Source organism: Bacillus sp. FSL H8-0516, assembly GCF_038635285.1.
Taxonomy (GTDB): domain Bacteria; phylum Bacillota; class Bacilli; order Bacillales; family Bacillaceae; genus Bacillus; species Bacillus safensis.
The window spans coordinates 162,662-185,519 of record NZ_CP152051.1; the positions used below are offsets into that span (position 1 = coordinate 162,662).

Sequence of the window (22,858 nt, forward strand, 5' to 3'; positions counted from 1 at the left end):
TTAAACTGTATCCTCCTGAAGTATTCCAGATCGCATTGTGTAGAAATGATCGCTATATTTCGTGAAAATTGGGTTGTGAGTAACTATAACAATTCCAACTCCAGATGAAGATAACTTTTTAAAAAGTTCTATAATTTTAATTTCATTAGCTTCATCGACATTACCAGTAGGCTCGTCAGCCAGAATTAATTTGGGATTGTTTATCAATGATCTTGCTATCGCAACTCTCTGTTTTTCGCCCCCAGATAATGATCTAGGAAAGTGAGTAATTCTGTGTGATAGACCCACTAGATTTAATAATTCTTTTGCACGTTCTTCCCTTTCCTTTTTACTTATATTTTTATGAATCAATAAGGGAAGGGTTACGTTATTTAATACGTCTAAATTAGGTAATAAATTGAATTCCTGATAAATAAAACCTATAAACTCTGATCTTAATTTAGCTCTACTTCTTTCATTCAGTTCAGTCGTGAATAGTTGATTTAAACAAATAGACCCTTCTGATGGGCTATCAAGAAGCCCCATTAAATTTAATAATGTACTTTTACCTGAACCGGAAGGTCCCATTATTACACTGAAATCACCTTCCTTAACTTCAATATTTACTTTTTTGAGAATTGAAAGGTGCTGGTTTTTCAATATAAAAGTTTTCTCAACATCTTTTAATTTTAGTATTGTATTACTCATTTTTTTCCCCCATTACCATTTTGTTAACGCTCGTGATTAAATATGTAGAGTACATATCAGGGAAATTTTGCTTTTCATTTAAGGTGTACCCTGTGTTCTTATATAGTACTGTTATTTGATCGGCGATTTCATTCTTATCGTATTGAATATCCAATTTTTCCATTAGTGATACTTTATAGTAAATTAAATAGGCTGCAATATCAAGACTGGTATTTATAGAGACATTACGTATGTCAGATTCAAGTTTTTTCAATTCGGTAGAATATAAATTAGTTCTAGCTAACGTATCTAAAAAGATTAGTGAAGTTATTTTGTTCTCTTCGTTAAAGTAATTTCCAGGATACTTTGTTATTTTGTTAATTTTGTCTTCTGTATTCACTGGCAGAAAGTCTTTATTGAAGTCCTTTTCCAAAATTAGAAGAGATCGAGTATAAAAACTCCAATTCATTACATTTTGTACATTAATAGGTTCTCTTGTTTTTTTTATTAAGTATTTTTTTAATTGCATACTTAATTGATTATCTGGGTGTTGTGCTCCAGTTAGATCTAAAAGTGCTAGGTAACTATAAATTTCTAATGCGTCTAATTTTAATAAGTCGTCTAAAGTCACCTTGGCGATATGTTTTCTAATGATGGTATTTATTTTCTTTGTTTGATCATTAGAAAATTGAGAAAGATCTTTACCAATTAAGATTGGAGTAAATGCATTGTTAAATGGTGTAATTGTTGGAAACATACCGTTATTATATTCAAAAGTTGAGTATTTGTTTAAGAAAGCATCTTTCTCTTTTGAATTGATAGTCACATTTAAATTCCTCAAAATATTCAGTTTAAAATATTCACTTTGCATGTCAGAAACTTCAATAGATAGGTATTTAATTTTATTAGATATTGATTTTAATAACTGTTTATCTGCTTTTAACATATTACTTTTATGGATATTCACATAACTGTTAATCTCTAATAAGTCATCAAAGTCTAAAGTTTTTTTAGTTATTCGTTTTCTAATTATTTCATTATTCAAATTAAATTTTTTATCAATCCCTAAAAATCCATATATGCCAAGGAGTGTTTCTAGAGTAACAAAATCCTTTGGTTTAATGTTATCAACCCACATATTTATTTTATGCTTATTCACTTTTTCGATTAAATTTAGATTCGATAGTAATGCTAGCATCATATAAGTGTGTTGCAATTTTACATCCTGATAATCTGGATTATTTTTAAATTCTTTAAATTCTTCAGATAAAAAAAACCCGTTTTTATAAAAGGATTCTTTAAGAAGATATTGTGTATGTTTTTTTAATAAAGGAATTGCGTCTGTTTTACAATTTTGTATTGATTGATATGCTCTATAGACTCGTTCAATTCCAGTAAATATCATATTATCAGTTATATCTCTTGCAAAGGATTCTTCCTCCAGTTTCTTTGTTATTGTCTTACAGTAATTGTTGTCGGTTGGTTGATTCAAAAGTAAAGCAGACTGGTGGAAATAATAGGAGGTATATTCATCTTCTGTACCATTAATTGCATTTACAAGAGTAAATAATGAATCATCTTTCCAACTATATTGTATATTTTGAATACTTTGTTGTTGTTGCTGTTTCAGTTCCAAGGAGAGTTCATTGGACAATTTAGTCGTATGTTCGATTCCCTTGTTATAAAAAAGTAAAAAATAAATTGAGAGCAGCAATATGAAGATTATTAATATTGAGATTATTTTTTGAGAAGTTTTCATTTATCATCTATCCCCGATAAAGTTTTTTACAGTCTAAAAAGTGAATACAAATGTATTCACTTTTTTTGTGGTTACACATATATAATTTTAGTAAAGGCGGAATATAGAAGCTGTTGTAGAACGTTTTACACCACGAGCTAAGAAACTTGCAGTATTATTTAGGCTTCCTGTTAATGGTGCTCCAGAAATCTTATAAGAACCAGCAATGTCTGAAATCCATGCATTTTTATTAGTCCATGTCCCTGAAAGAGAGTTGCCACTAGTTGAACCGGCGCTAGCACCTTTTAAAGATACACCAATACCGTTTGCTTCAATATTGTAAGAAGTCTTGACCCAATTTGCTTTTGGAGGGTTATTGCCTAGGAATTTTGCGCTTACTTTAAAGCTTTGTTTTTGTAAAAAGTTTGTGTTACTCATCCAAGCATTAGATTGAATCGAGTTACCTTTTAATTGAGGGATAGATTCTTTTGAAGAATCAGAATAAGCATTTACTGTGCCCTCTAGATTTAATGATAATATTCCAATGATTAGAAATGCAGATAATTTGACGAAAAATTTACTTTTCATTATTTTCCTCCTATGTTTTTTTTTGCAACCACATACCAAATTATATTTTTTTTAGGAAAATTGTCAATTGATTTAAAGTAAATTTAAGGTTTTTACCTATGATTTTTTATTATTTGGTTTAGTTACATTTCGAAAAAGGGGATTTTATCCTAAGTATCTGATATGTAACATATTTATTTAGTAAATTATAGTGTGTAATTTTGTGAGATATGTTATAGATAAATGCTAATATAATCTTGTTTTAAATTCATAAGGATAATTTTGGTGCTTTACTGAACTGCATGTTTTGTTCAAACCAACGAACAATACAAAGAAAAAAGGAGTTCAGTCCATGGCAGAAGTGCTTTCATTTTATCAACTAAAAACAAAACGAGATGTCACGCTTGAAAAGAAGCTTTTGCGTACATTGTCTCTTCAACAAGTAACGGCCGCTTCTGAGAAATTCACAAAGAAGCTGTTTCCATTTGCAGATGATCCAGCTGGGATTATGAGTGATGGCTGTATCGATTTCGCCATTGAAGCTTTTTTAGCTGGCGGGAGATACGGTGAGTCGAGTAAATACGGGGAATCGTTCGACGATATCAAAAAACGGTCCTCTCAGGAGGAAGCCGAGCTGATTGAAGAGCTCGCAGGTTGCTTGCAATCGTGGGGGAATATGTTCCGTATGGAGCGCAAGATGTCATGTTTATATCCATTTGCGAAGGATTTTTTAAGCATGTGGTGGCAGGAAGGCTTTCGTGAATCAGAAAAAAGACACAAGCTTCGGCTGCACTAAGCATATTTCCAGCCCTTGTCCCATATCTATAAAATAATGGTGTATGGGAGGGACAGGGATGAAAAGAAAGCTGAAGTGGACAGGGTTTTTAATCGGGTTTATTGTCCTCTTATTCTTATTCAGGTTTCAATTTCTAAATGATGATTCTTGGAAATCGTGGAATTTGCCTCTAAGCGGGAAGATCATCTATTTAGATCCGGGTCACGGCGGTCCAGATGGCGGGGCTGTAGGAGGAGAGCTGCTTGAGAAAGAGATTGCACTGGATGTATCCATGAAGATACGTGACTATTTGCAGGAGCAGGGAGCACTTGTTCTCATGACCCGAGAGGATGATTCTGATTTATCATCAAAGAATACAAAGGGTTATGCCCGGAAGAAAGCGGAGGATTTAAGGAACCGCGTTAAAGTTATCAATGAATCTGAAGCGGACCTCTATTTAAGCATTCATTTAAATGCGATACCATCGAACAAATGGAGTGGGGCTCAGACGTTTTTTTACGGAAAGTATGAAGAAAATGAAAAGGCAGCGAAGTTCATTCAAGATGAATTGCGCAGAAACCTTGAAAACACAGATCGAAAGGCGAAGCGGATTAATGGCATTTATTTAATGCAAAATGTTACAAAGCCAGGAGCTCTTGTGGAAATTGGATTTCTCTCCAACCCGAAAGAGGCTGGCCAGCTGGCAACACCTAAATATCAGGATCAAATTGCTGCCTCTATTTATAAAGGGATTTTAAGATATTTAACAGAGCAAAAAGAGCCGCCTGAATAAGGGGCTTTTTCCTTTTGATCGCAGGCAAACAGGACAGACATTGTAAGGATATGTATGATATACTTGGATTGTAAACGAATTCAATAAAGGGTGAGGTTCTGCTATGATCGGACAAGATGATGTGAGAAAACTAGTTGGGAAGATGGACGAACCTTTCCTTCATATACCGCTTGGTGAGCTGGATGCCATCAAGGAAATCAGCCTAAAGCCTGAGAAAGAGCATGTGAGCCTAAAGGTGGCTATTGCCAAAACAGGCACTGCTGAGCAGATGAAGCTGCAGCAAGACATCGTACAAGCCTTGAAATCAGCTGGCGCTAACACAGTAGGACTTCGTTTTGAGGAACTTCCTCAGGAAACACTTGAAAAGTTTATGCCATCACAAGATGAGGAAGAAACCCTGCTTAACTCTAAAAATCCGCCTGAGTTCTTAGCGATTGCGAGTGGAAAGGGCGGCGTTGGTAAATCGACTGTTTCTGTTAACCTTGCTGTAGCGCTCGCTCGTCTAGGGAAAAAAGTCGGACTGATTGATGCTGATATTTATGGCTTTAGTGTACCGGATATGATGGGAATCACTGTCAGACCAACAGTTAAAGGGGAAAAAATTATTCCTGTGGAGCGCTTTGGTGTCAAAGTGATTTCAATGGGCTTTTTTGTTGAAGAAAATGCACCTGTTATTTGGAGAGGACCGATGCTTGGAAAAATGTTAAATAACTTCTTCCACGAAGTTGAGTGGGGAGAATTAGATTACTTACTATTAGACCTTCCGCCTGGAACGGGAGATGTAGCGCTTGATATTCATACAATGCTGCCTAGCTGTAAAGAAATCATTGTCACTACACCACATCCAACGGCTGCCTTCGTTGCAGCAAGAGCAGGCGCAATGGCACTGCAAACAGATCATGAGGTGCTCGGGGTCGTTGAGAATATGAGTTATTATGAAAGCAAAAAAACAGGTGAAAAGGAATACGTCTTTGGAAAAGGCGGCGGGGACAAGCTGGCTGAAGAGCTGCGTGTATCAGTCCTTGGCCAAATTCCTTTAAGACAGCCTGATTGGAATGAGGATGATTTCGCGCCTTCTGTCTATGATGCAAGTCATCCGACAGGAGAAGTGTATCAACACATTGCGAATAAAGTCATTGAACAATTAGCAGTGAAAGCATAATGAATGCCCGAGTGGATGAACGCCACTCGGGTGATGTTTAACTAATCGCTTCCTTCGCTATCTTTCGAGCCGGAATCACTGCCGCTTTCAGATGCTGCCTTTTTGAGCTCATCTTCGAATTTCTTCTTATAAAGAGGGCTGCTCAATGTTTCCGTAATGACTTTTTCTAAGTGCTTTCTAAACTCTTTGCTTTTTACAAGTTCACCGTATTTCTTTTCCATCTCAGGATCCTTGAGAATATCCATCATCAGCTGTTGATAGTCAGGATCCTTCATTAACTGTTTTAACATTCTTTCATGCTGTTGCTGCATGGATTTTGCGAAAGTCTCGGCAAATTTAGAATCCTCAAAGACCTTCTTCCAGAACTCTTTGCCTTTATCAGAAGTCAGTGTTTTCTCTATCGTTTTTTTCACAGTTTGTTCATCCATTACCAAAGCTTCATTCATTGCCTCGTCATTTAATAACTGTTGAATGGCCTTTTTACCGTCATCTGTCTTTAATATATCGACGACCATTTTTTTTGTTTCGTCATAGTCCATATTAGATGAGGATTGGGTTTTGGGAGCACAAGCTGTTAGAGATAAAAGAAGAAAACAGCTCATTATACGCAAGATGCCTTTTGACATACTGTGGCTCCTTTCGTTACATGTCTTACTTTTAATATGAATGTTTCACGTAAATTTATACATAACAAAAATAGGGGTTGGATCAATTCAATGAAAAGTCGGGATTTAGTTCGTTTTTTCTTCTCTGTGCTAGCTGTTGGAGCGGTCATTACAAGCGTGGTAGGCTTTGCGCTGGAGTGGGGGAAATATCAGAAGCTTTTTATATCGTTTGAAATTCTAGAGATCGCATCTGTGTTGTTTTGGTTCATTGGTGTAGGGATGATCTTTAGTGTTATTAGCCAGATGGGGTTTGTTGTCTTTTTGACAGTCCACCGGTTTGCGTTAGAGATTTTCCGGTCGCATTCTTTATGGAATACCATTCAGCTGTTTCTTGTGATTTTTGTGCTGTTTGATTTAGCTTACTTGCGATTTTTGTTTTTCGGGGAGAATGAATCATTTTTTCCATACTTGTGGCTGCCTTTATTTATCGGTGTGTTTGCTTTGATCGTGGCTTACTTTAAACAGCAGCAGTCCTCTAAGAAAACATTTGTTTCTGCAATGTTTCTCATGGTCGTCATCACGTCGTTAGAATGGTTCCCGGCGCTTAGAGTCAATGAAGAGGACTGGCTGTATTTAATGCTATTCCCGCTATTAGGCTGTAATGCGTTTCAGCTGTTAGCGATGCCGCGGTTTTCAAAAGCGAAAGCTACTTAACTTCCGATGACTTTGTTTTCGTATTGGAGATCAGTTCGCCAACCGTCACATTTTTTAAATGCTTTTCTTTTATTTGTTTCAAAATAGCGGGTAAGGCTTGGGCGGTTTGGGTTGCTGAATCTGAGGCGTGAAGGAGAACAATGTCTCCGCTTTTCATTCGATCATTTACATTCTGAACAATCTGGTCGACACCCGGATTCAGCCAATCCTGTGAATTGATACTGTAATGAACAACGGTATAACCGTACTGTGTGGCTATTTTTAGTGCTGTTTCGTTAAACTGTCCAGTTGGCGGTCTTAATAGTTGAATGTCATCTAGCCCAAGCTTTTGAAATGTATTTTGTGCACGGACAAGATCTTGCTTGATCTCACTATCTTCAAGCTGGCTATAATTTTTATAAGCATAGCCGAGGCTTCCGATCTGGTGGCCGTCCTCCCTAATTTGTTTCACGATATCAGGATGACGCTCAGCCCAAGAAGCAGACAGAAAGAAGGTGGCGTTCTTTATACCGTACTCTCGAAGGACATTTAAAATAGGAACAGCCTTCTCATCCCCCCAGCCAATATTAAAAGTGAGAGAGACATGTTTTGATGAAGTCTCGCCTTTATAAATGGCTCGGGGTCCATGTTCAGTTTTAAATACCGACAGCGGCGGTGCCTTTTGTACATAAAAAAAGGTTGCAGCTGCAAGGGCTGCTACAAGAATAATGACAACTTGCTTCAGCCGTTTAATAGGCAACACATATAATCGACTCAATTCAAACACTCCTGCCTTGTCCAAGATTGTTACTTGATTGTATGCAGGACAAGGATTTAAGATGCTTAATAAAACTATTTCAAAAAAAGTTTTGAAAAGACATTGACCAAGAGAATGTTTTCGTGATATATTATTAATCGTCGCTGACACACAGTGACAAACACAAAACGCTTCGGGAAATAAACTTGAAAAAAGTTGTTGACATAAGATGAAGCGAAATGTTATATTATTAAAGCCGCTAAGAACGGCGGAGATGATCTTTGAAAACTAAACAAGACAAAACGTACCTGTTAATTCGAGTTTTTATAAAAAATCCTATGATACTTCATAGGTAGTCAGTCAAACTGGCGAAAAGCAAAACTTCGGTTTTGTACTTTTTCGGAGAGTTTGATCCTGGCTCAGGACGAACGCTGGCGGCGTGCCTAATACATGCAAGTCGAGCGGACAGAAGGGAGCTTGCTCCCGGATGTTAGCGGCGGACGGGTGAGTAACACGTGGGTAACCTGCCTGTAAGACTGGGATAACTCCGGGAAACCGGAGCTAATACCGGATAGTTCCTTGAACCGCATGGTTCAAGGATGAAAGACGGTTTCGGCTGTCACTTACAGATGGACCCGCGGCGCATTAGCTAGTTGGTGGGGTAATGGCTCACCAAGGCGACGATGCGTAGCCGACCTGAGAGGGTGATCGGCCACACTGGGACTGAGACACGGCCCAGACTCCTACGGGAGGCAGCAGTAGGGAATCTTCCGCAATGGACGAAAGTCTGACGGAGCAACGCCGCGTGAGTGATGAAGGTTTTCGGATCGTAAAGCTCTGTTGTTAGGGAAGAACAAGTGCGAGAGTAACTGCTCGCACCTTGACGGTACCTAACCAGAAAGCCACGGCTAACTACGTGCCAGCAGCCGCGGTAATACGTAGGTGGCAAGCGTTGTCCGGAATTATTGGGCGTAAAGGGCTCGCAGGCGGTTTCTTAAGTCTGATGTGAAAGCCCCCGGCTCAACCGGGGAGGGTCATTGGAAACTGGGAAACTTGAGTGCAGAAGAGGAGAGTGGAATTCCACGTGTAGCGGTGAAATGCGTAGAGATGTGGAGGAACACCAGTGGCGAAGGCGACTCTCTGGTCTGTAACTGACGCTGAGGAGCGAAAGCGTGGGGAGCGAACAGGATTAGATACCCTGGTAGTCCACGCCGTAAACGATGAGTGCTAAGTGTTAGGGGGTTTCCGCCCCTTAGTGCTGCAGCTAACGCATTAAGCACTCCGCCTGGGGAGTACGGTCGCAAGACTGAAACTCAAAGGAATTGACGGGGGCCCGCACAAGCGGTGGAGCATGTGGTTTAATTCGAAGCAACGCGAAGAACCTTACCAGGTCTTGACATCCTCTGACAACCCTAGAGATAGGGCTTTCCCTTCGGGGACAGAGTGACAGGTGGTGCATGGTTGTCGTCAGCTCGTGTCGTGAGATGTTGGGTTAAGTCCCGCAACGAGCGCAACCCTTGATCTTAGTTGCCAGCATTCAGTTGGGCACTCTAAGGTGACTGCCGGTGACAAACCGGAGGAAGGTGGGGATGACGTCAAATCATCATGCCCCTTATGACCTGGGCTACACACGTGCTACAATGGACAGAACAAAGGGCTGCAAGACCGCAAGGTTTAGCCAATCCCATAAATCTGTTCTCAGTTCGGATCGCAGTCTGCAACTCGACTGCGTGAAGCTGGAATCGCTAGTAATCGCGGATCAGCATGCCGCGGTGAATACGTTCCCGGGCCTTGTACACACCGCCCGTCACACCACGAGAGTTTGCAACACCCGAAGTCGGTGAGGTAACCTTTATGGAGCCAGCCGCCGAAGGTGGGGCAGATGATTGGGGTGAAGTCGTAACAAGGTAGCCGTATCGGAAGGTGCGGCTGGATCACCTCCTTTCTAAGGATATATGGAGCAGCGTACGTTTTCGTCTTGTTTAGTTTTGAAGGATCATTCCTTCAAAACATGTCTCTAGCGAGACAGGATTGTTCTTTGAAAACTAGATAACAATAAGTAATACATTCACATTGAATGCAATGCAAAGTTCATCACACATAGTGATTCTTTCTAAAGTAAGAAATGGTTAAGTTAGAAAGGGCGCACGGTGGATGCCTTGGCACTAGGAGCCGATGAAGGACGGGACGAACACCGATATGCTTCGGGGAGCTGTAAGCAAGCTTTGATCCGGAGATTTCCGAATGGGGAAACCCACTGCTCGTAATGGAGTAGTATCCATACTTGAATACATAGAGTATGAGAAGGCATACCCGGGGAACTGAAACATCTAAGTACCCGGAGGAAGAGAAAGCAAATGCGATTCCCTGAGTAGCGGCGAGCGAAACGGGAACAGCCCAAACCAAGAGGCTTGCCTCTTGGGGTTGTAGGACACTCTATACGGAGTTACAAAGGAATGATATAAGCGAAGAGGTCTGGAAAGGCCCGCCAAAGAAGGTAACAGCCCTGTAACTGAAATGTCGTTCTCTCCAGAGTGGATCCTGAGTACGGCGGAACACGTGAAATTCCGTCGGAATCCGGGAGGACCATCTCCCAAGGCTAAATACTCCCTAGTGACCGATAGTGAACCAGTACCGTGAGGGAAAGGTGAAAAGCACCCCGGAAGGGGAGTGAAATAGATCCTGAAACCGTGTGCCTACAAGTAGTCAGAGCCCGTTAACGGGTGATGGCGTGCCTTTTGTAGAATGAACCGGCGAGTTACGATCCCGTGCAAGGTTAAGCAGAAGATGCGGAGCCGCAGCGAAAGCGAGTCTGAATAGGGCGCATGAGTACGTGGTCGTAGACCCGAAACCAGGTGATCTACCCATGTCCAGGGTGAAGTTCAGGTAACACTGAATGGAGGCCCGAACCCACGCACGTTGAAAAGTGCGGGGATGAGGTGTGGGTAGGGGTGAAATGCCAATCGAACCTGGAGATAGCTGGTTCTCTCCGAAATAGCTTTAGGGCTAGCCTCAAGGTAAGAGTCTCGGAGGTAGAGCACTGATTGGACTAGGGGCCCCTACCGGGTTACCGAATTCAGTCAAACTCCGAATGCCGATGACTTATCCTTGGGAGTCAGACTGCGAGTGATAAGATCCGTAGTCGAAAGGGAAACAGCCCAGACCGCCAGCTAAGGTCCCAAAGTATACGTTAAGTGGAAAAGGATGTGGAGTTGCTTAGACAACCAGGATGTTGGCTTAGAAGCAGCCACCATTTAAAGAGTGCGTAATAGCTCACTGGTCGAGTGACTCTGCGCCGAAAATGTACCGGGGCTAAACGTATCACCGAAGCTGCGGACTGTTCTTACGAACAGTGGTAGGAGAGCGTTCTAAGGGCTGTGAAGCCAGACCGGAAGGACTGGTGGAGCGCTTAGAAGTGAGAATGCCGGTATGAGTAGCGAAAGACGGGTGAGAATCCCGTCCACCGAATGCCTAAGGTTTCCTGAGGAAGGCTCGTCCGCTCAGGGTTAGTCGGGACCTAAGCCGAGGCCGAAAGGCGTAGGCGATGGACAACAGGTTGATATTCCTGTACCACCTCCTCACCATTTGAGCAATGGGGGGACGCAGGAGGATAGGGTAAGCGCGGTATTGGATATCCGCGTCCAAGCAGTTAGGCTGGGAAATAGGCAAATCCGTTTCCCGTGAAGGCTGAGCTGTGATGGCGAGCGAAATTTAGTAGCGAAGTTCCTGATTCCACACTGCCAAGAAAAGCCTCTAGCGAGGTGAGAGGTGCCCGTACCGCAAACCGACACAGGTAGGCGAGGAGAGAATCCTAAGGTGATCGAGAGAACTCTCGTTAAGGAACTCGGCAAAATGACCCCGTAACTTCGGGAGAAGGGGTGCTTCTTAGGGTGTTAAAGCCCCGAGAAGCCGCAGTGAATAGGCCCAGGCGACTGTTTAGCAAAAACACAGGTCTCTGCGAAGCCGTAAGGCGAAGTATAGGGGCTGACGCCTGCCCGGTGCTGGAAGGTTAAGAGGAGCGCTTAGCGTAAGCGAAGGTGCGAATTGAAGCCCCAGTAAACGGCGGCCGTAACTATAACGGTCCTAAGGTAGCGAAATTCCTTGTCGGGTAAGTTCCGACCCGCACGAAAGGCGCAACGATCTGGGCACTGTCTCAACGAGAGACTCGGTGAAATTATAGTACCTGTGAAGATGCAGGTTACCCGCGACAGGACGGAAAGACCCCGTGGAGCTTTACTGCAGCCTGATATTGAATGTTGGTACAGCTTGTACAGGATAGGTAGGAGCCTTGGAAACCGGAGCGCTAGCTTCGGTGGAGGCATCGGTGGGATACTACCCTGGCTGTATTGACCTTCTAACCCGCTGCCCTTATCGGGCAGGGAGACAGTGTCAGGTGGGCAGTTTGACTGGGGCGGTCGCCTCCTAAAATGTAACGGAGGCGCCCAAAGGTTCCCTCAGAATGGTTGGAAATCATTCGCAGAGTGTAAAGGCACAAGGGAGCTTGACTGCGAGACCTACAAGTCGAGCAGGGACGAAAGTCGGGCTTAGTGATCCGGTGGTTCCGCATGGAAGGGCCATCGCTCAACGGATAAAAGCTACCCCGGGGATAACAGGCTTATCTCCCCCAAGAGTCCACATCGACGGGGAGGTTTGGCACCTCGATGTCGGCTCATCGCATCCTGGGGCTGTAGTCGGTCCCAAGGGTTGGGCTGTTCGCCCATTAAAGCGGTACGCGAGCTGGGTTCAGAACGTCGTGAGACAGTTCGGTCCCTATCCGTCGCGGGCGCAGGAAATTTGAGAGGAGCTGTCCTTAGTACGAGAGGACCGGGATGGACGCACCGCTGGTGTACCAGTTGTTCTGCCAAGGGCATCGCTGGGTAGCTATGTGCGGACGGGATAAGTGCTGAAAGCATCTAAGCATGAAGCCCCCCTCAAGATGAGATTTCCCATTCCGCAAGGAAGTAAGATCCCTGAAAGATGATCAGGTTGATAGGTCTGAGGTGGAAGCGTGGTGACACGTGGAGCTGACAGATACTAATAGATCGAGGACTTAACCTATATTCTAATGTGAAGCATGAACATTGTTATCTAGTTTTGAGAGAACATTCTCTCCATCAGGTTTGGTGGCGATAGCGAAGAGGTCACACCCGTTCCCATACCGAACACGGAAGTTAAGCTCTTCAGCGCCGATGGTAGTTGGGGGTTTCCCCCTGTGAGAGTAGGACGCCGCCAAGCTTTTTGTTTATATCCTTCCAATGGAAGAAGTTACTTTATCATTCCGCAGTAGCTCAGTGGTAGAGCTATCGGCTGTTAACCGATCGGTCGTAGGTTCGAGTCCTACCTGCGGAGCCATGCTTCCATAGCTCAGTAGGTAGAGCACTTCCATGGTAAGGAAGAGGTCAGCGGTTCGAGCCCGCTTGGAAGCTTTCCTCTATATGTTGATATGACAAGGTTTCTCGATGATGAGAAGGCTTTTTTTGTTTGTTTACATATATATTGAACTGCTCGATGATCAGTAGACTGAAGACATTAGGAAAGAGAATAAAACGGCTTGCACAGAAGTGTTGCATCGATTTTTTACTTATCTCCTTCTTTTTGTTCTTGATTCTTCATTCTCTTTCTTTTATTCTTACTAAAGTGATATCCTCTATATTAAAAGACTCTGTACGTTCCTCTTTTCCCCCGAAAGTGAAGTATCGTTTGTTTTCCCTTTCTTTATCTCCAGGTATAGTTGATCTTCTTTTTCCATGTACGGTATGTATATAAAAAGGAGTAGATGGTTTGAAAGATTTATTTGTAAAGCAAGAATGGTTTGGACATGTACGTCAGGACGTGCTTGCGGGTATATTAGTCGCACTGGCTTTAATTCCTGAGGCAATTGCGTTTTCGATTATTGCGGGCGTTGATCCGAAGGTCGGCTTGTATGCATCATTTTGTATCGCGATTGTGATTTCGTTTGTTGGTGGACGCCCAGGCATGATTTCGGCTGCAACAGGGGCTATGGCTCTTGTCATGGTTAACTTGGTCGCTGATTATGGGTTGCAATATTTGTTTGCAGCTACGATTTTGACGGGTTTGATTCAAATTGTGTTTGGATTGTGCCGAGTGTCTCGTTTGATGAAATTTATTCCGAGGTCCGTCATGGTTGGCTTTGTCAATGCGTTGGCTATTATGATCTTCATGGCTCAGCTTCCACATTTCGTTGGGGAATCAATGGCTATGTATATGATGACAGGGGGCGCCTTGCTGATCATTTATTTATTGCCTATGGTGATAAAGGTGATACCTTCCCCACTCATTGCCATTATTGTAATGACGATATTGGCCGTATTTGGACATATTGATGTTAGAACAGTTGGAGATATGGGAGAGCTTCCTAGTTCTTTGCCTGTTTTTCTGATACCTCAAGTTCCGTTTAACTGGGAAACACTTGCTATCATTTTTCCTTATTCTTTAGCACTTGCGATGGTTGGTTTACTTGAGTCTCTTTTAACCGCACAGATTGTCGATGATATGACAGAGACGTCTAGTAATAAGAACAAAGAAGCGAGAGGTCAAGGGATTGCCAATGTGGTTGCTGGATTCTTTGGTGGTATGGCTGGCTGTGCGATGATTGGCCAATCTGTGATTAATACGAAGGCAGGAGGACGAGGCCGGCTTTCTACCTTTGTAACGGGTGCTTTTTTAATGGTGCTGATTTTTGTACTAGGTGATGTCGTGGTTCAAATTCCGATGGCTGCTCTAGTGGCTGTGATGTTCATGGTCTCCATTGGCACATTTGATTGGAGTTCCTTTCAGCAGCTAAAAAAGAATCCGAAAACAGATTCTATTGTGATGGTTGTCACGGTCGTGACGGTGGTGTTGACTCATGATTTATCAAAAGGCGTTTTTGCAGGTGTACTGCTTAGTGCGGTATTCTTTGTCGCGAAGATATCGAAGCTTCATATTACGTCTAAAGAAAGCCAGGCAGGTACTTGGGAATATCGAGTTAAAGGACAAATTTTTTTTGCTTCTGTCACTGATTTGATCCAAGCTTTCCATCAGGGGAAAGAACTCCAATCTGTTGTGATTGATTTGTCTGAAGCACGTATATGGGATGAATCAGGCGTAGCAGCGATAGAACGTATAAAGGAAAGGTATCAATCAAATGGCGTCCAGGTGGACGTAGTTGGAATGGATACATCAAGTCAAAAGCTTGTGAAACAAGTGAATGGTTCTTAAAAAGACCTTTCTGTCTGTTACAATAGAAAAGGTAAGAAAGTGAAGGGATGGAGGTGGCCGGCATGCTTGTGCGTTTGAATCAAGTGCTCGGCCGGATGATGCCGCTCATTACACCTTTTAGTGTGTTACTCGGTGTTTTGTTGGCGGCCTATTTAAAGGATTTTACGTTTTTGGTGCCATGGGTATTTGCTGTGATGACCTTTGCAGGGAGTTTGTCTTCTACTTTTTCGGCTTTAAAGCATACGGTGATGCACCCATTGCCTTTGATTTTATCGTTTATGATTTTACACGTATTGATGCCTCTTTATGCTTGGTCAGCGGGACATCTCATATTTGCGGGTGATGCCATGACGATCACCGGTTTGACACTTGCAATGGTGATTCCCACAGGAGTTTCTAGTTTAATATGGGCGGCAATGTATAAGGGGAATGTTGGGTTAACGTTATCCATTATTTTAATTGATACATTGCTTTCGCCATTGATTGTGCCAGCCAGTTTGTCACTTTTAGCCGGTACACAGGTTCATATGGACATGGTCGCGATCATGAAAGGACTGTTTGGGATGGTGGTGCTTCCATCTATTTTAGGGATGCTCGTTCGTCACTATGCAAAGCCTGCTGTGACGAAAATGATCAGTCAGACACTGTCACCTTTTTCAAAAATAGGCTTGTTTGTAGTGGTGTCGATTAACAGTTCTGTTGTTGCGCCATACTTGCGTGAACTGGATGCCGCATTTTTTAGCAAGGCAGCGACTGTGTTTCTCATTGCGATGAGCGGATATGCGTTTGCATGGTTGATTGGAAAGACGATGAAATGTACTCAAGGAGAGATTGTGGCCATCGTGTATACGGGCGGTATGAGAAACATTAGTGCGGGGGCTGTGCTTGCCATTAGCTTTTTCCCGCCAGCTGTCGCTGTTCCTGTGGTGATCGGCATGCTGTTTCAGCAAGTGCTTGCTGCCTTGTTTGGTTTCTTACTCAATCGTTTTGAGCTGAAAGCACCTGCTGTGACCAAATCTTTCTCATGAAAAAACCTCCATCCTTTGATAGATGGAGGTTTTTTCTGTGATTTAATAGATGAGATATTTTTTTCGCTTCTTTTCGAATGTTTTGAGGTCGTGATGATAGCGTTTCATAATGTGTTTGACGGAAGTTCCTTTATTGATCTCTTCTTTCATCCAGCCATTCCCAATGAGTTTGTCAAAGCTGCCTGTTTGAAGGAACTGAAAGTCATTAGGGTATAAATCATGTATTGCTTTGATAATGGATAACCCCGTTTTCACCGCTTCGAAGGATGAGCGGTCTGTGACGTATAACTGCACACCATGAGATAGTGTACCGGCATGTTTAGAAAATGTGGGGGTGAATGACACAGGTCTAAATTGAACGCCTTTTAGTTTTAGCTGATTTAAGTGATCTGCCAGCTCGCTGCTATTGATATATGGTGCACCAATGAGCTCAAATGGTTTAGTCGTTCCTCTGCCTTCAGAGACATTTGTGCCTTCAATTAATCCTGTGGCAGGATATACAAAGGTACTATCCACTGTTGGCATGTTAGGAGAAGGAAGGACGAACGGCAGCTTTGTGTCATCAAATGTCATGGACCGCTTCCAATTTTTCATTTTTACGACTGTTACATCAGCATTGATATGAAACTCTTTGTTAAACAGTTTTGCAAGTTCACCAGTGGTCATTCCATGTCTTAATGGGATTGGATAGAGCCCTACAAATGAGGCGTGTTCAGGCTCTAAAACAGGTCCTTCTACTTTTAGTCCGCTAATGGGATTTGGGCGGTCTAGGACAACAAAGGGAATGTTGTTTTCCTTAGCAGCTTCCATCGCATAGGCCATTGTGTAAATATAGGTGTAATAACGAGCACCAACGTCTTGAATATCAAACAGCAGGATATCTACATTTTTCAGCATTTCAGGAGTTGGTTTTCTTGTTTTTCCATAAAGAGAGTAAACAGGAAGACCTGTTTTTTCATCGGTATAGGATTCGACGCCTTCTCCTGCTTGTGCATCGCCGCGTACGCCGTGTTCAGGTCCATATAAAGCAGTGAGCTTGATATTTGGATGTTCAAATAGGAGATCGACACTGCTTTTCATATTTGCATCAATGCCAGTCGGGTTGGTAATGAGACCAACTCTTTTCCCTTTTAGCCATGAAAGGTTGCTTGAGAGAAGTGTTTCGATCCCTGTTTTGACTGTTGCTTTTTTTCCTTTTGTATCTGTTCGTTCTTCTGCGGGAGAGGCGGCGGTCAATGTGCTCATCATGAGAAAGCTTGCGAGTATGAAACTGACTGTTTTCTTCAAGAGAATCCCTCCTATTTGAACTGTTTCCCTTTCAAGTTGAGGCCATAGCCGAATGGGTAAAGGGTTTGATTTGGATGAGTGACAGATGGGATATCAACTGGCAGTTTCCCTTTAGGTGATGCAGCTCCAAATATCACTTCTAGTCCAGCAGGAATATTTGGCTGATTGAATTGTCCGTTTGAGTAGCCTTTAAAACCGTACACAGCTAGTAAGGCATCAGCTTCTTCAAAATTTGCCACATCATAAGGGTTTCTAAGACTCATGATGACCATTTTTTTGTTTTGTGCTGCTGCTTCTTTCATGACAGCACGAGGGAAGGCAGTTGCCCATTTTTTCGGGTCCTGGACATTGTCATCAATTACGCCGTCATTCACAGCTGGGTCATTTTGGACAACGTAAGAGCCCGTGATGACATAGTCAGCTTCTTGAATCAGTTTGGCTGTATCTTTGGTGAACGTTTTATCCGCAAAAGCATATGACTGGATGCGTACAGGCTTGATCTTTTTTTGTTTCATGAGAGATTCGACTGTGACAGACATTGCTTTAGTCTGATCTTCGTAAGGTGCCATGACCACGATTTTGTCATTCTTTTTAGGCTTGAAAGGTAAGGTCTTTTTGTTGTTTTTAAGCAGGGTGATTCCTTCACGTGCCATTTTTTGTTCTGCTTTAAGGTGCGACTTTTTCCCGACGACTTGAGTGGCTTTTTTGATTTTTTTCTCAAGACTGATTGGTTTTTTGGAGGAAATAATGCCGCGTTTGATTTTCAATTGAAGAATTTTTTCGACAGATTCGTTAATCTGCGACATCGGAATCTCTTTCTTTAAAATCGCTTGTTTGACAGCATTGAATACATTCTCTAGGTTTTTCTCTGTTTTTAATGAGGTGACTGGTGCTGGCATGAGAGCTATGTCGACCCCTGCTTTAATGGCCATCACTACGGCTTCTTCCTGTCCGAAATTATCTGCAATCGCTTTCATATTTAGAGCGTCTGTCACAACAACACCTTGAAAGCCCATCTCTTCTTTTAATAAGTTTGTGATAACTTTTTTTGATAAGGTTGCTGGAACCATGATGTCCTCGCCATCTTTTTTGCTTCGATACGTTGTGTCATCAATGGCAGGAAATTGCACATGAGCGGTCATGACCATATCTGCACCAGCATTGATCGCTTGTTGGAACGGATACAGCTCAACCTTTCTTAAACGATCTAGATCATGCTCTACGAGCGGCAAGCCGTAGTGACTATCGACGGCTGTATCACCATGTCCCGGGAAATGTTTTAGTGTGGAAATGGTCTTTTCCTTTTGAAGTCCTTTCATGGTTTGAAGGCCAAGTCTAGAGACAAGAGCAGGATCAGAGCTAAAGGAACGGACACCAATGACGGGGTTGTTTGGGTTATTATTCACATCAAGCACAGGAGAGAAGTTTGTATTGATGCCTAAGGCGTTTAATTCTTTTCCGATGATTTTTCCTGTGTCATATGCATTTTTTTTGCTTCTAGAGGCACCAATCGACATATTTCCTGGGAAATGTGTTCCCTTTTGTAACCTTGTGACGATTCCGCCTTCTTGATCAATGGAAATGAGTAAAGGAATGTTTGGTGATGCTTTTTGAAATTCATGGGTGAGTTTCACGGTTTGTTTTGTATCAACGACATTCTCAGCAAATAAGATGACACCGCCTAGATGATATTTTTCTACAAGATGAGATACTTCGTTATTCATCTTTGTGAAGCCTGTAGGTGCGGATTCATCTTTTGTTTGCCAATTGCGAAAGTCCGGCATGAGCATTTGACCTATCTTTTCATCCAGTGACATGTCTTGAACCATTTGTTTAGCAGTTGGCAGAGAGGCAGAGCTAACCTTTTCCGTTGGAATGGAAGAGGTTAGCAGAGCTAAAACCAGTGCAGCGGGGAAGAGAGCTTTCAACATCGAATTCCTCCTTTTACTGAAAAGATTCGTAGATTGCGGTCATGATGCTTCCATAAGTACCAGTTGGGAACAGGTCGCCTTCAAATTGATTAGGATTTGTTTCTGGTGAAACAACGGGTGAATGTTTCTTATTCGTCAGCAACACGACACCTAAATTGTGTTTAGGATCAATCAACGTCATTGTGCCGGTCCAGCCAGTATGCCCATAGGCTTCGTTACTTGCATATTTTCCAAACATCCATTCCATGTCAGTATGACCGTTTTTTCGCCAGCCTAGCCCGTAAGTTGGGTTCGTATCAGATGAGGCTGTAAAGAGATCGATAGAAGCCTGATCAAAAATGGTTGTTTTTCCATAGCCTCCTTTATTAAGCATCAGTTGAAGCAGCACGGCCATATCTGAGGTATTCGAGAAAAGTCCAGCGTGGCCGGAGATACCCGCCATTGAGTAATATGCTTTCTCGTCGTGTACTTCACCTAGCAGGGTGTACCGTCGGATGTTTTCAAAATCGATGACACCGTCTCGTGAATTGCCTAAACGTTCAGTTGCTGCAAAATGTTTCGGCTTGAACCCTTTTTGCAGCGGCTTGAACATTGTATGTTTGAGACCTAGCGGCCGATAAATCGTTGACTCGACATATTGATCAAGAGGCATGCCTGTTTTTTTCTCGATGATCATGCCTAGCAGCATGTAATCAATGTCACTATAAATGTGCTGGGTACCTGGCTTGTATTGCAGCGGTACCTTTGGCAGCCATTTCATCGTTGTTTTTCTGTCTTGAGAGAAAAAAGAGCCAGCTGATTCTTTGCTATAAAATAAGACACTGGAAGGGAGACCCGCAGAATGGGTGAGAAGATCTTTTACCCGAAGCTGGTCTTTACCGGTTACCTTTGCATCAGGTTCATCCTGAAAATCTGGAAGGATGGTCTGTATTTTTTCGCTGACATCAAGTTTTTTCTCGTAGACAAGCTTTTGCAGGGCATAGTTGGTCGCATACATTTTTGTATTGGATGCCAAATCGAATAGTGTATCTTTTTTCATTTTTTTATACGATTTGAGTTCTGTTGTGCCATCATATTTTTGCCGGTAGCCATAGGCTTTTTGATGAACGATCTTTCCGTCCTTGATAATGATGAGAGCGGCTCCTGGAAATCCTGCTTTGATGTCATTTTGAATCATTTGATCAACCTTCCTCAGCTGCCTGGAAGAAACACCTACTTGTTCCGGTCGTTTTGCTTTTTTTAAGACGGGATATTCTTCATGAGCTGTTTTAGACAAAGACGATACAGGATGGGAGCTAGTTGCAAATGTTTGTACTGGTAACCCAAGGAGCATGAGCAGACATGTGATCAAAAGAAAACATTTCTTCAAGGTCTAGACCTCCTTATTGATTGTGATCCTCGAATTCAACAGCCATATCATCATGAAACCCAAATAAGTATGTGAAGAAAAATCCAGCAACATATGCGATAAATAGTCCAATTAAGTAAAGAAGCATTTGATGTGTGTGAACAATAAAGGTTAATGGAAGACCGGATACCCCGATGGCTTTCGTCGCAATTTGGAAGTAAGCTTGAAATGCGCCGCCGATTCCTGCACCAAGACAAGCGGTGAGAAATGGTCGTCCCAGCGGGAGTGTGACACCAAAAATGAGTGGTTCGCCAATGCCCAGCATCCCTGAAGGAAGTCCACCAGCAATGGCTCTTTTGAGTTTTTTCTTTTTTGTTTTCATATAAATGGCGAATGCAGCGCCTACCTGTCCTGCACCGCCCATAGCGAGAATTGGCAGAAGCGGGTCATCTCCAATTGAATTGATGAGTTCCATATGAATCGGTGTCAGCCCTTGGTGAAGTCCTGTTACAACAAGTGGGAGGAAGGTAGCACCAAGAACAAATCCTGCGAAAATTCCGCCCATATTCAATAGATAAGTCAGTCCTGAGGTGATGGCATCAGATATAAATCCGCCGACTGGCATGAAGACAACGTACGTGAAAATGCCTGTAATGAGTAGTGTGATGGTTGGTGTGACGATGATATCAAGTGATTGCGGGACGAAGCGTCTAATTCGGGTTTCCACAAGTGCCATAAAGATGGCGGCTAGAAGAACACCGATGAGTCCGCCTCTGCCTGGTAGAATATTTGTGCCAAATAACATAATGTCTGCGGAGGCTGGGTTAATAATAAGGATACCAGCTAATGCGCCTAATGCAGGAGAGCCTCCAAATTCCTTTGCGGCATTTGTTCCGACTAATATCCCGAGATAAGCGAAAAGTCCAGAACCGATAACCGTTAAAATAATCGCAGCTTGAGATTTTTCGTCAAGCCAGCCTGCTTGCACGATTGCTTTTGTTATCCCGGTAATCAGACCTGAGGCAACTAGTGCCGGAATGATTGGAATGAAAATGCTGGCAATCCGACGTAAGAACAGCTTGAACGGGGTGCGGTTTTTTTGTGAAATGGCTTGCTTGTTTTTTTGTGCTTCGTTGTTTAAATCATAAGAGCCAGAGGCATTTAGTAGCTCTTCAAACGCACTTGATACTTGGTTGACAACGCCAGTGCCTAAAATGATTTGAAGCGTTTCTGCTTCGACGACGCCAATGACGCCATCGAGTTCTTTGATTGCTGTGACGTGAACTTTTTCATTGTCCATCGGTGTAATTCGGAGCCTTGTCATACAATGTGTATGGGAAGAGATATTTTCAGAACCACCACAGAGTGAAAGAATGTCTTTCGCCAACTGCTGATATTTCTTTTGATGACTCATGTTGAATCCCCCTTTGATTTTCGTTTCATGGAGCGGATGGCATGTCTTGTTTTGTCAATATATTGGGCTGTCTCTTCATATTGACGAGAAGCTAAACTGAGGAACAAGACATCAATTAAGTAGAGCTGTGCCATTCTAGAGGAAGTGGCAGCACTGCGAAAAGGTGCTTCATTGGAACCGGACGTCGATAGGTGAACATCACATAAGGCAGAAACGCTTGTATGACCTGGATGTGTTAAAGCAATGGTTTTCACTTGATTGTCTTTTGCGAGCTGAAGGGCTTGAATGATGTCTAACGTTTCTCCTGAAAAGGAGATACCAAACACAATGTCATTCTCTCCTGCATTTGCGATGACGGTGGAGGCAATGTGCATGTCAGTGAAGGCTGTTGCTGCATAGTTAATTCTGAGAAATTTCTGCTGGGCATCAGCTGCGACGATGCCAGATGCACCAACACCGATAAAATGAATTTGGTTTGCATGCAGGAGTAATTGAACAGCCTTTTCTAAAGCATCTGCATTTAAAATAGAAGCGGTGTCCTTAATCGATTGAATCGAGTTTCCTGCTGTTTTTTGAATAATGGATTGAAGCGGTTCATCTTGTTCGATATCTCTGTAGCCTTGTTTATCGTCATGCATCAAGTCTCCAGCGATCCGCATTTTTAAATCTTGATAGCCATCCAGCCCGAGAGATTTACAAAGACGGATGACTGCAGAGCTGCTTGCGCCAGCTGCCTGACTAATTTCATGTACTGTGCTTTTAATGACTTTGTCAGGATGGGCAAGGATATAGTCTGCAATGATTTTTTCAGATTGGGGAAGCTTTGATTTGATTGTGTGTAGTAGGGTAAGTCCACCTGCTGACATGAGCTCT

16 protein-coding genes, 2 tRNA genes and 3 rRNA genes are annotated in these 22,858 nt (G+C 42.7%); 11 read left to right on the top strand and 10 right to left on the bottom strand.

The features are described 5' to 3' along the window. The 3 genes from MHB67_RS00940 to MHB67_RS00950 all read right to left on the bottom strand — a co-directional run bounded on the left by MHB67_RS00940 (position 1) and on the right by MHB67_RS00950 (position 2,992). A complete protein-coding gene (locus MHB67_RS00940) occupies positions 1 to 687 on the bottom strand; it encodes an ABC transporter ATP-binding protein (protein ID WP_017366463.1) in 687 nt (228 codons plus the stop codon). After that, on the bottom strand, positions 680 to 2,425 hold the full coding sequence (locus MHB67_RS00945; protein ID WP_103132737.1) for a hypothetical protein: 1,746 nt from the start codon (positions 2,423 to 2,425) through the stop codon (positions 680 to 682). The genes MHB67_RS00940 and MHB67_RS00945 overlap by 8 nt, the downstream gene beginning before the upstream one ends. An 87-nt stretch (positions 2,426 to 2,512) precedes the next feature. Continuing rightward, positions 2,513 to 2,992, bottom strand: a complete 480-nt coding sequence (locus MHB67_RS00950; RefSeq protein ID WP_103132736.1) for a hypothetical protein — start codon at positions 2,990 to 2,992, stop codon at positions 2,513 to 2,515. Between the two features lie 331 nt (positions 2,993 to 3,323). On the opposite strand from MHB67_RS00950, the gene MHB67_RS00955 reads away from it, so the two are divergent. The 3 genes from MHB67_RS00955 to MHB67_RS00965 all read left to right on the top strand — a co-directional run bounded on the left by MHB67_RS00955 (position 3,324) and on the right by MHB67_RS00965 (position 5,701). Continuing rightward, a complete protein-coding gene (locus MHB67_RS00955; RefSeq protein WP_044333888.1) occupies positions 3,324 to 3,767 on the top strand; it encodes a DUF2521 family protein in 444 nt (147 codons plus the stop codon). Positions 3,768 to 3,825: 58 nt separating this feature from the next. Then, entirely contained in the window at positions 3,826 to 4,539 is a 714-nt protein-coding gene (gene cwlD, locus MHB67_RS00960) for an N-acetylmuramoyl-L-alanine amidase CwlD (protein ID WP_024425615.1), read from the top strand. 103 nt (positions 4,540 to 4,642) lie between these two features. Next, on the top strand, positions 4,643 to 5,701 hold the full coding sequence (locus MHB67_RS00965) for an Mrp/NBP35 family ATP-binding protein (protein ID WP_024425616.1): 1,059 nt from the start codon (positions 4,643 to 4,645) through the stop codon (positions 5,699 to 5,701). A gap of 41 nt (positions 5,702 to 5,742) precedes the next feature. Here the strand turns inward: MHB67_RS00965 and gerD are convergent, their stop codons facing one another. Next, positions 5,743 to 6,327 carry a spore germination lipoprotein GerD gene (gene gerD, locus MHB67_RS00970; RefSeq protein WP_024425617.1) on the bottom strand — a complete coding sequence of 195 codons (585 nt, stop codon included), beginning with the start codon at positions 6,325 to 6,327 and terminating at the stop codon, positions 5,743 to 5,745. Between the two features lie 90 nt (positions 6,328 to 6,417). Between gerD and MHB67_RS00975 the strand changes: the two genes are divergently transcribed. Then, positions 6,418 to 7,020, top strand: coding sequence for a KinB-signaling pathway activation protein (locus MHB67_RS00975; RefSeq protein WP_024425618.1), 603 nt, complete (start codon positions 6,418 to 6,420; stop codon positions 7,018 to 7,020). Here the strand turns inward: MHB67_RS00975 and pdaB are convergent. Continuing rightward, the gene (gene pdaB / locus MHB67_RS00980) at positions 7,013 to 7,777 is read right to left on the bottom strand and encodes a polysaccharide deacetylase family sporulation protein PdaB (RefSeq protein ID WP_024425619.1); all 765 of its coding nucleotides are present in this window, start codon (positions 7,775 to 7,777) and stop codon (positions 7,013 to 7,015) included. The two genes, MHB67_RS00975 and pdaB, sit on opposite strands and share 8 nt — an antisense overlap. A gap of 375 nt (positions 7,778 to 8,152) precedes the next feature. On the opposite strand from pdaB, the gene MHB67_RS00985 reads away from it, so the two are divergent. The 7 genes from MHB67_RS00985 (at position 8,153) to MHB67_RS01015 (ending at position 16,005) form a co-directional block, all read left to right on the top strand. Further along, positions 8,153 to 9,701 (top strand): 16S ribosomal RNA (locus tag MHB67_RS00985). Between the two features lie 182 nt (positions 9,702 to 9,883). Next, a 23S ribosomal RNA gene (locus MHB67_RS00990) occupies positions 9,884 to 12,814 on the top strand. A 61-nt stretch (positions 12,815 to 12,875) separates the two neighbouring features. Beyond that, positions 12,876 to 12,991, top strand: a 5S ribosomal RNA gene (gene rrf / locus MHB67_RS00995). The 16S, 23S and 5S rRNA genes sit together here with 2 tRNA genes alongside, the layout of an rRNA operon. Positions 12,992 to 13,033: 42 nt before the next feature. After that, positions 13,034 to 13,108: transfer RNA gene (locus MHB67_RS01000), tRNA-Asn, on the top strand. Between the two features lies 1 nt (position 13,109). Beyond that, positions 13,110 to 13,182, top strand: a tRNA-Thr gene (locus tag MHB67_RS01005). Positions 13,183 to 13,537: 355 nt separating this feature from the next. After that, positions 13,538 to 14,977: a SulP family inorganic anion transporter gene (locus tag MHB67_RS01010; protein WP_268423631.1), complete on the top strand. Its 1,440-nt coding sequence runs from the start codon at positions 13,538 to 13,540 to the stop codon at positions 14,975 to 14,977. Between the two features lie 62 nt (positions 14,978 to 15,039). Further along, complete coding sequence (locus tag MHB67_RS01015; RefSeq protein ID WP_024424456.1) at positions 15,040 to 16,005, top strand: bile acid:sodium symporter family protein; 966 nt, start codon at positions 15,040 to 15,042, stop codon at positions 16,003 to 16,005. Positions 16,006 to 16,047: 42 nt separating this feature from the next. Here MHB67_RS01015 and MHB67_RS01020 read toward each other — a convergent pair whose 3' ends face one another. The 5 genes from MHB67_RS01020 to MHB67_RS01040 are packed head-to-tail and all read right to left on the bottom strand — an operon-like array spanning position 16,048 to position 22,851. Further along, entirely contained in the window at positions 16,048 to 17,292 is a 1,245-nt protein-coding gene (locus tag MHB67_RS01020; RefSeq protein ID WP_342492721.1) for a DUF1343 domain-containing protein, read from the bottom strand. An 11-nt stretch (positions 17,293 to 17,303) separates the two neighbouring features. Beyond that, complete coding sequence (locus MHB67_RS01025; RefSeq protein WP_171463888.1) at positions 17,304 to 19,223, bottom strand: glycoside hydrolase family 3 protein; 1,920 nt, start codon at positions 19,221 to 19,223, stop codon at positions 17,304 to 17,306. Positions 19,224 to 19,236: 13 nt separating this feature from the next. Beyond that, on the bottom strand, positions 19,237 to 20,592 hold the full coding sequence (gene pbp4b, locus MHB67_RS01030) for a penicillin binding protein PBP4B (RefSeq protein WP_342492722.1): 1,356 nt from the start codon (positions 20,590 to 20,592) through the stop codon (positions 19,237 to 19,239). A 13-nt stretch (positions 20,593 to 20,605) separates the two neighbouring features. Continuing rightward, positions 20,606 to 21,985 (bottom strand): PTS transporter subunit EIIC, encoded by a 1,380-nt coding sequence (locus MHB67_RS01035; RefSeq protein ID WP_024424453.1) that lies wholly within the window; start codon positions 21,983 to 21,985, stop codon positions 20,606 to 20,608. Further along, on the bottom strand, positions 21,982 to 22,851 hold the full coding sequence (locus tag MHB67_RS01040; protein WP_025093532.1) for a MurR/RpiR family transcriptional regulator: 870 nt from the start codon (positions 22,849 to 22,851) through the stop codon (positions 21,982 to 21,984). The genes MHB67_RS01035 and MHB67_RS01040 overlap by 4 nt, the downstream gene beginning before the upstream one ends. Positions 22,852 to 22,858: the final 7 nt, after the last annotated feature.

What these genes read in the sequence shown, in the direction of transcription:
- MHB67_RS00975 (WP_024425618.1), top strand. Translation starts at nt 6,418, where the DNA reads ATGAAAAGTCGGGATTTAGTTCGTTTTTTCTTCTCTGTGCTAGCTGTT.
- MHB67_RS01025 (WP_171463888.1), bottom strand. Translation starts at nt 19,223, where the DNA reads ATGTTGAAAGCTCTCTTCCCCGCTGCACTGGTTTTAGCTCTGCTAACC.
- MHB67_RS01015 (WP_024424456.1), top strand. Translation starts at nt 15,040, where the DNA reads ATGCTTGTGCGTTTGAATCAAGTGCTCGGCCGGATGATGCCGCTCATT.
- MHB67_RS00940 (WP_017366463.1), bottom strand. Translation starts at nt 687, where the DNA reads ATGAGTAATACAATACTAAAATTAAAAGATGTTGAGAAAACTTTTATA.
- MHB67_RS00945 (WP_103132737.1), bottom strand. Translation starts at nt 2,425, where the DNA reads ATGAAAACTTCTCAAAAAATAATCTCAATATTAATAATCTTCATATTG.
- MHB67_RS01035 (WP_024424453.1), bottom strand. Translation starts at nt 21,985, where the DNA reads ATGAGTCATCAAAAGAAATATCAGCAGTTGGCGAAAGACATTCTTTCA.
- MHB67_RS00955 (WP_044333888.1), top strand. Translation starts at nt 3,324, where the DNA reads ATGGCAGAAGTGCTTTCATTTTATCAACTAAAAACAAAACGAGATGTC.
- MHB67_RS00950 (WP_103132736.1), bottom strand. Translation starts at nt 2,992, where the DNA reads ATGAAAAGTAAATTTTTCGTCAAATTATCTGCATTTCTAATCATTGGA.
- MHB67_RS00965 (WP_024425616.1), top strand. Translation starts at nt 4,643, where the DNA reads ATGATCGGACAAGATGATGTGAGAAAACTAGTTGGGAAGATGGACGAA.
- cwlD (WP_024425615.1), top strand. Translation starts at nt 3,826, where the DNA reads ATGAAAAGAAAGCTGAAGTGGACAGGGTTTTTAATCGGGTTTATTGTC.
- MHB67_RS01040 (WP_025093532.1), bottom strand. Translation starts at nt 22,851, where the DNA reads ATGTCAGCAGGTGGACTTACCCTACTACACACAATCAAATCAAAGCTT.
- gerD (WP_024425617.1), bottom strand. Translation starts at nt 6,327, where the DNA reads ATGTCAAAAGGCATCTTGCGTATAATGAGCTGTTTTCTTCTTTTATCT.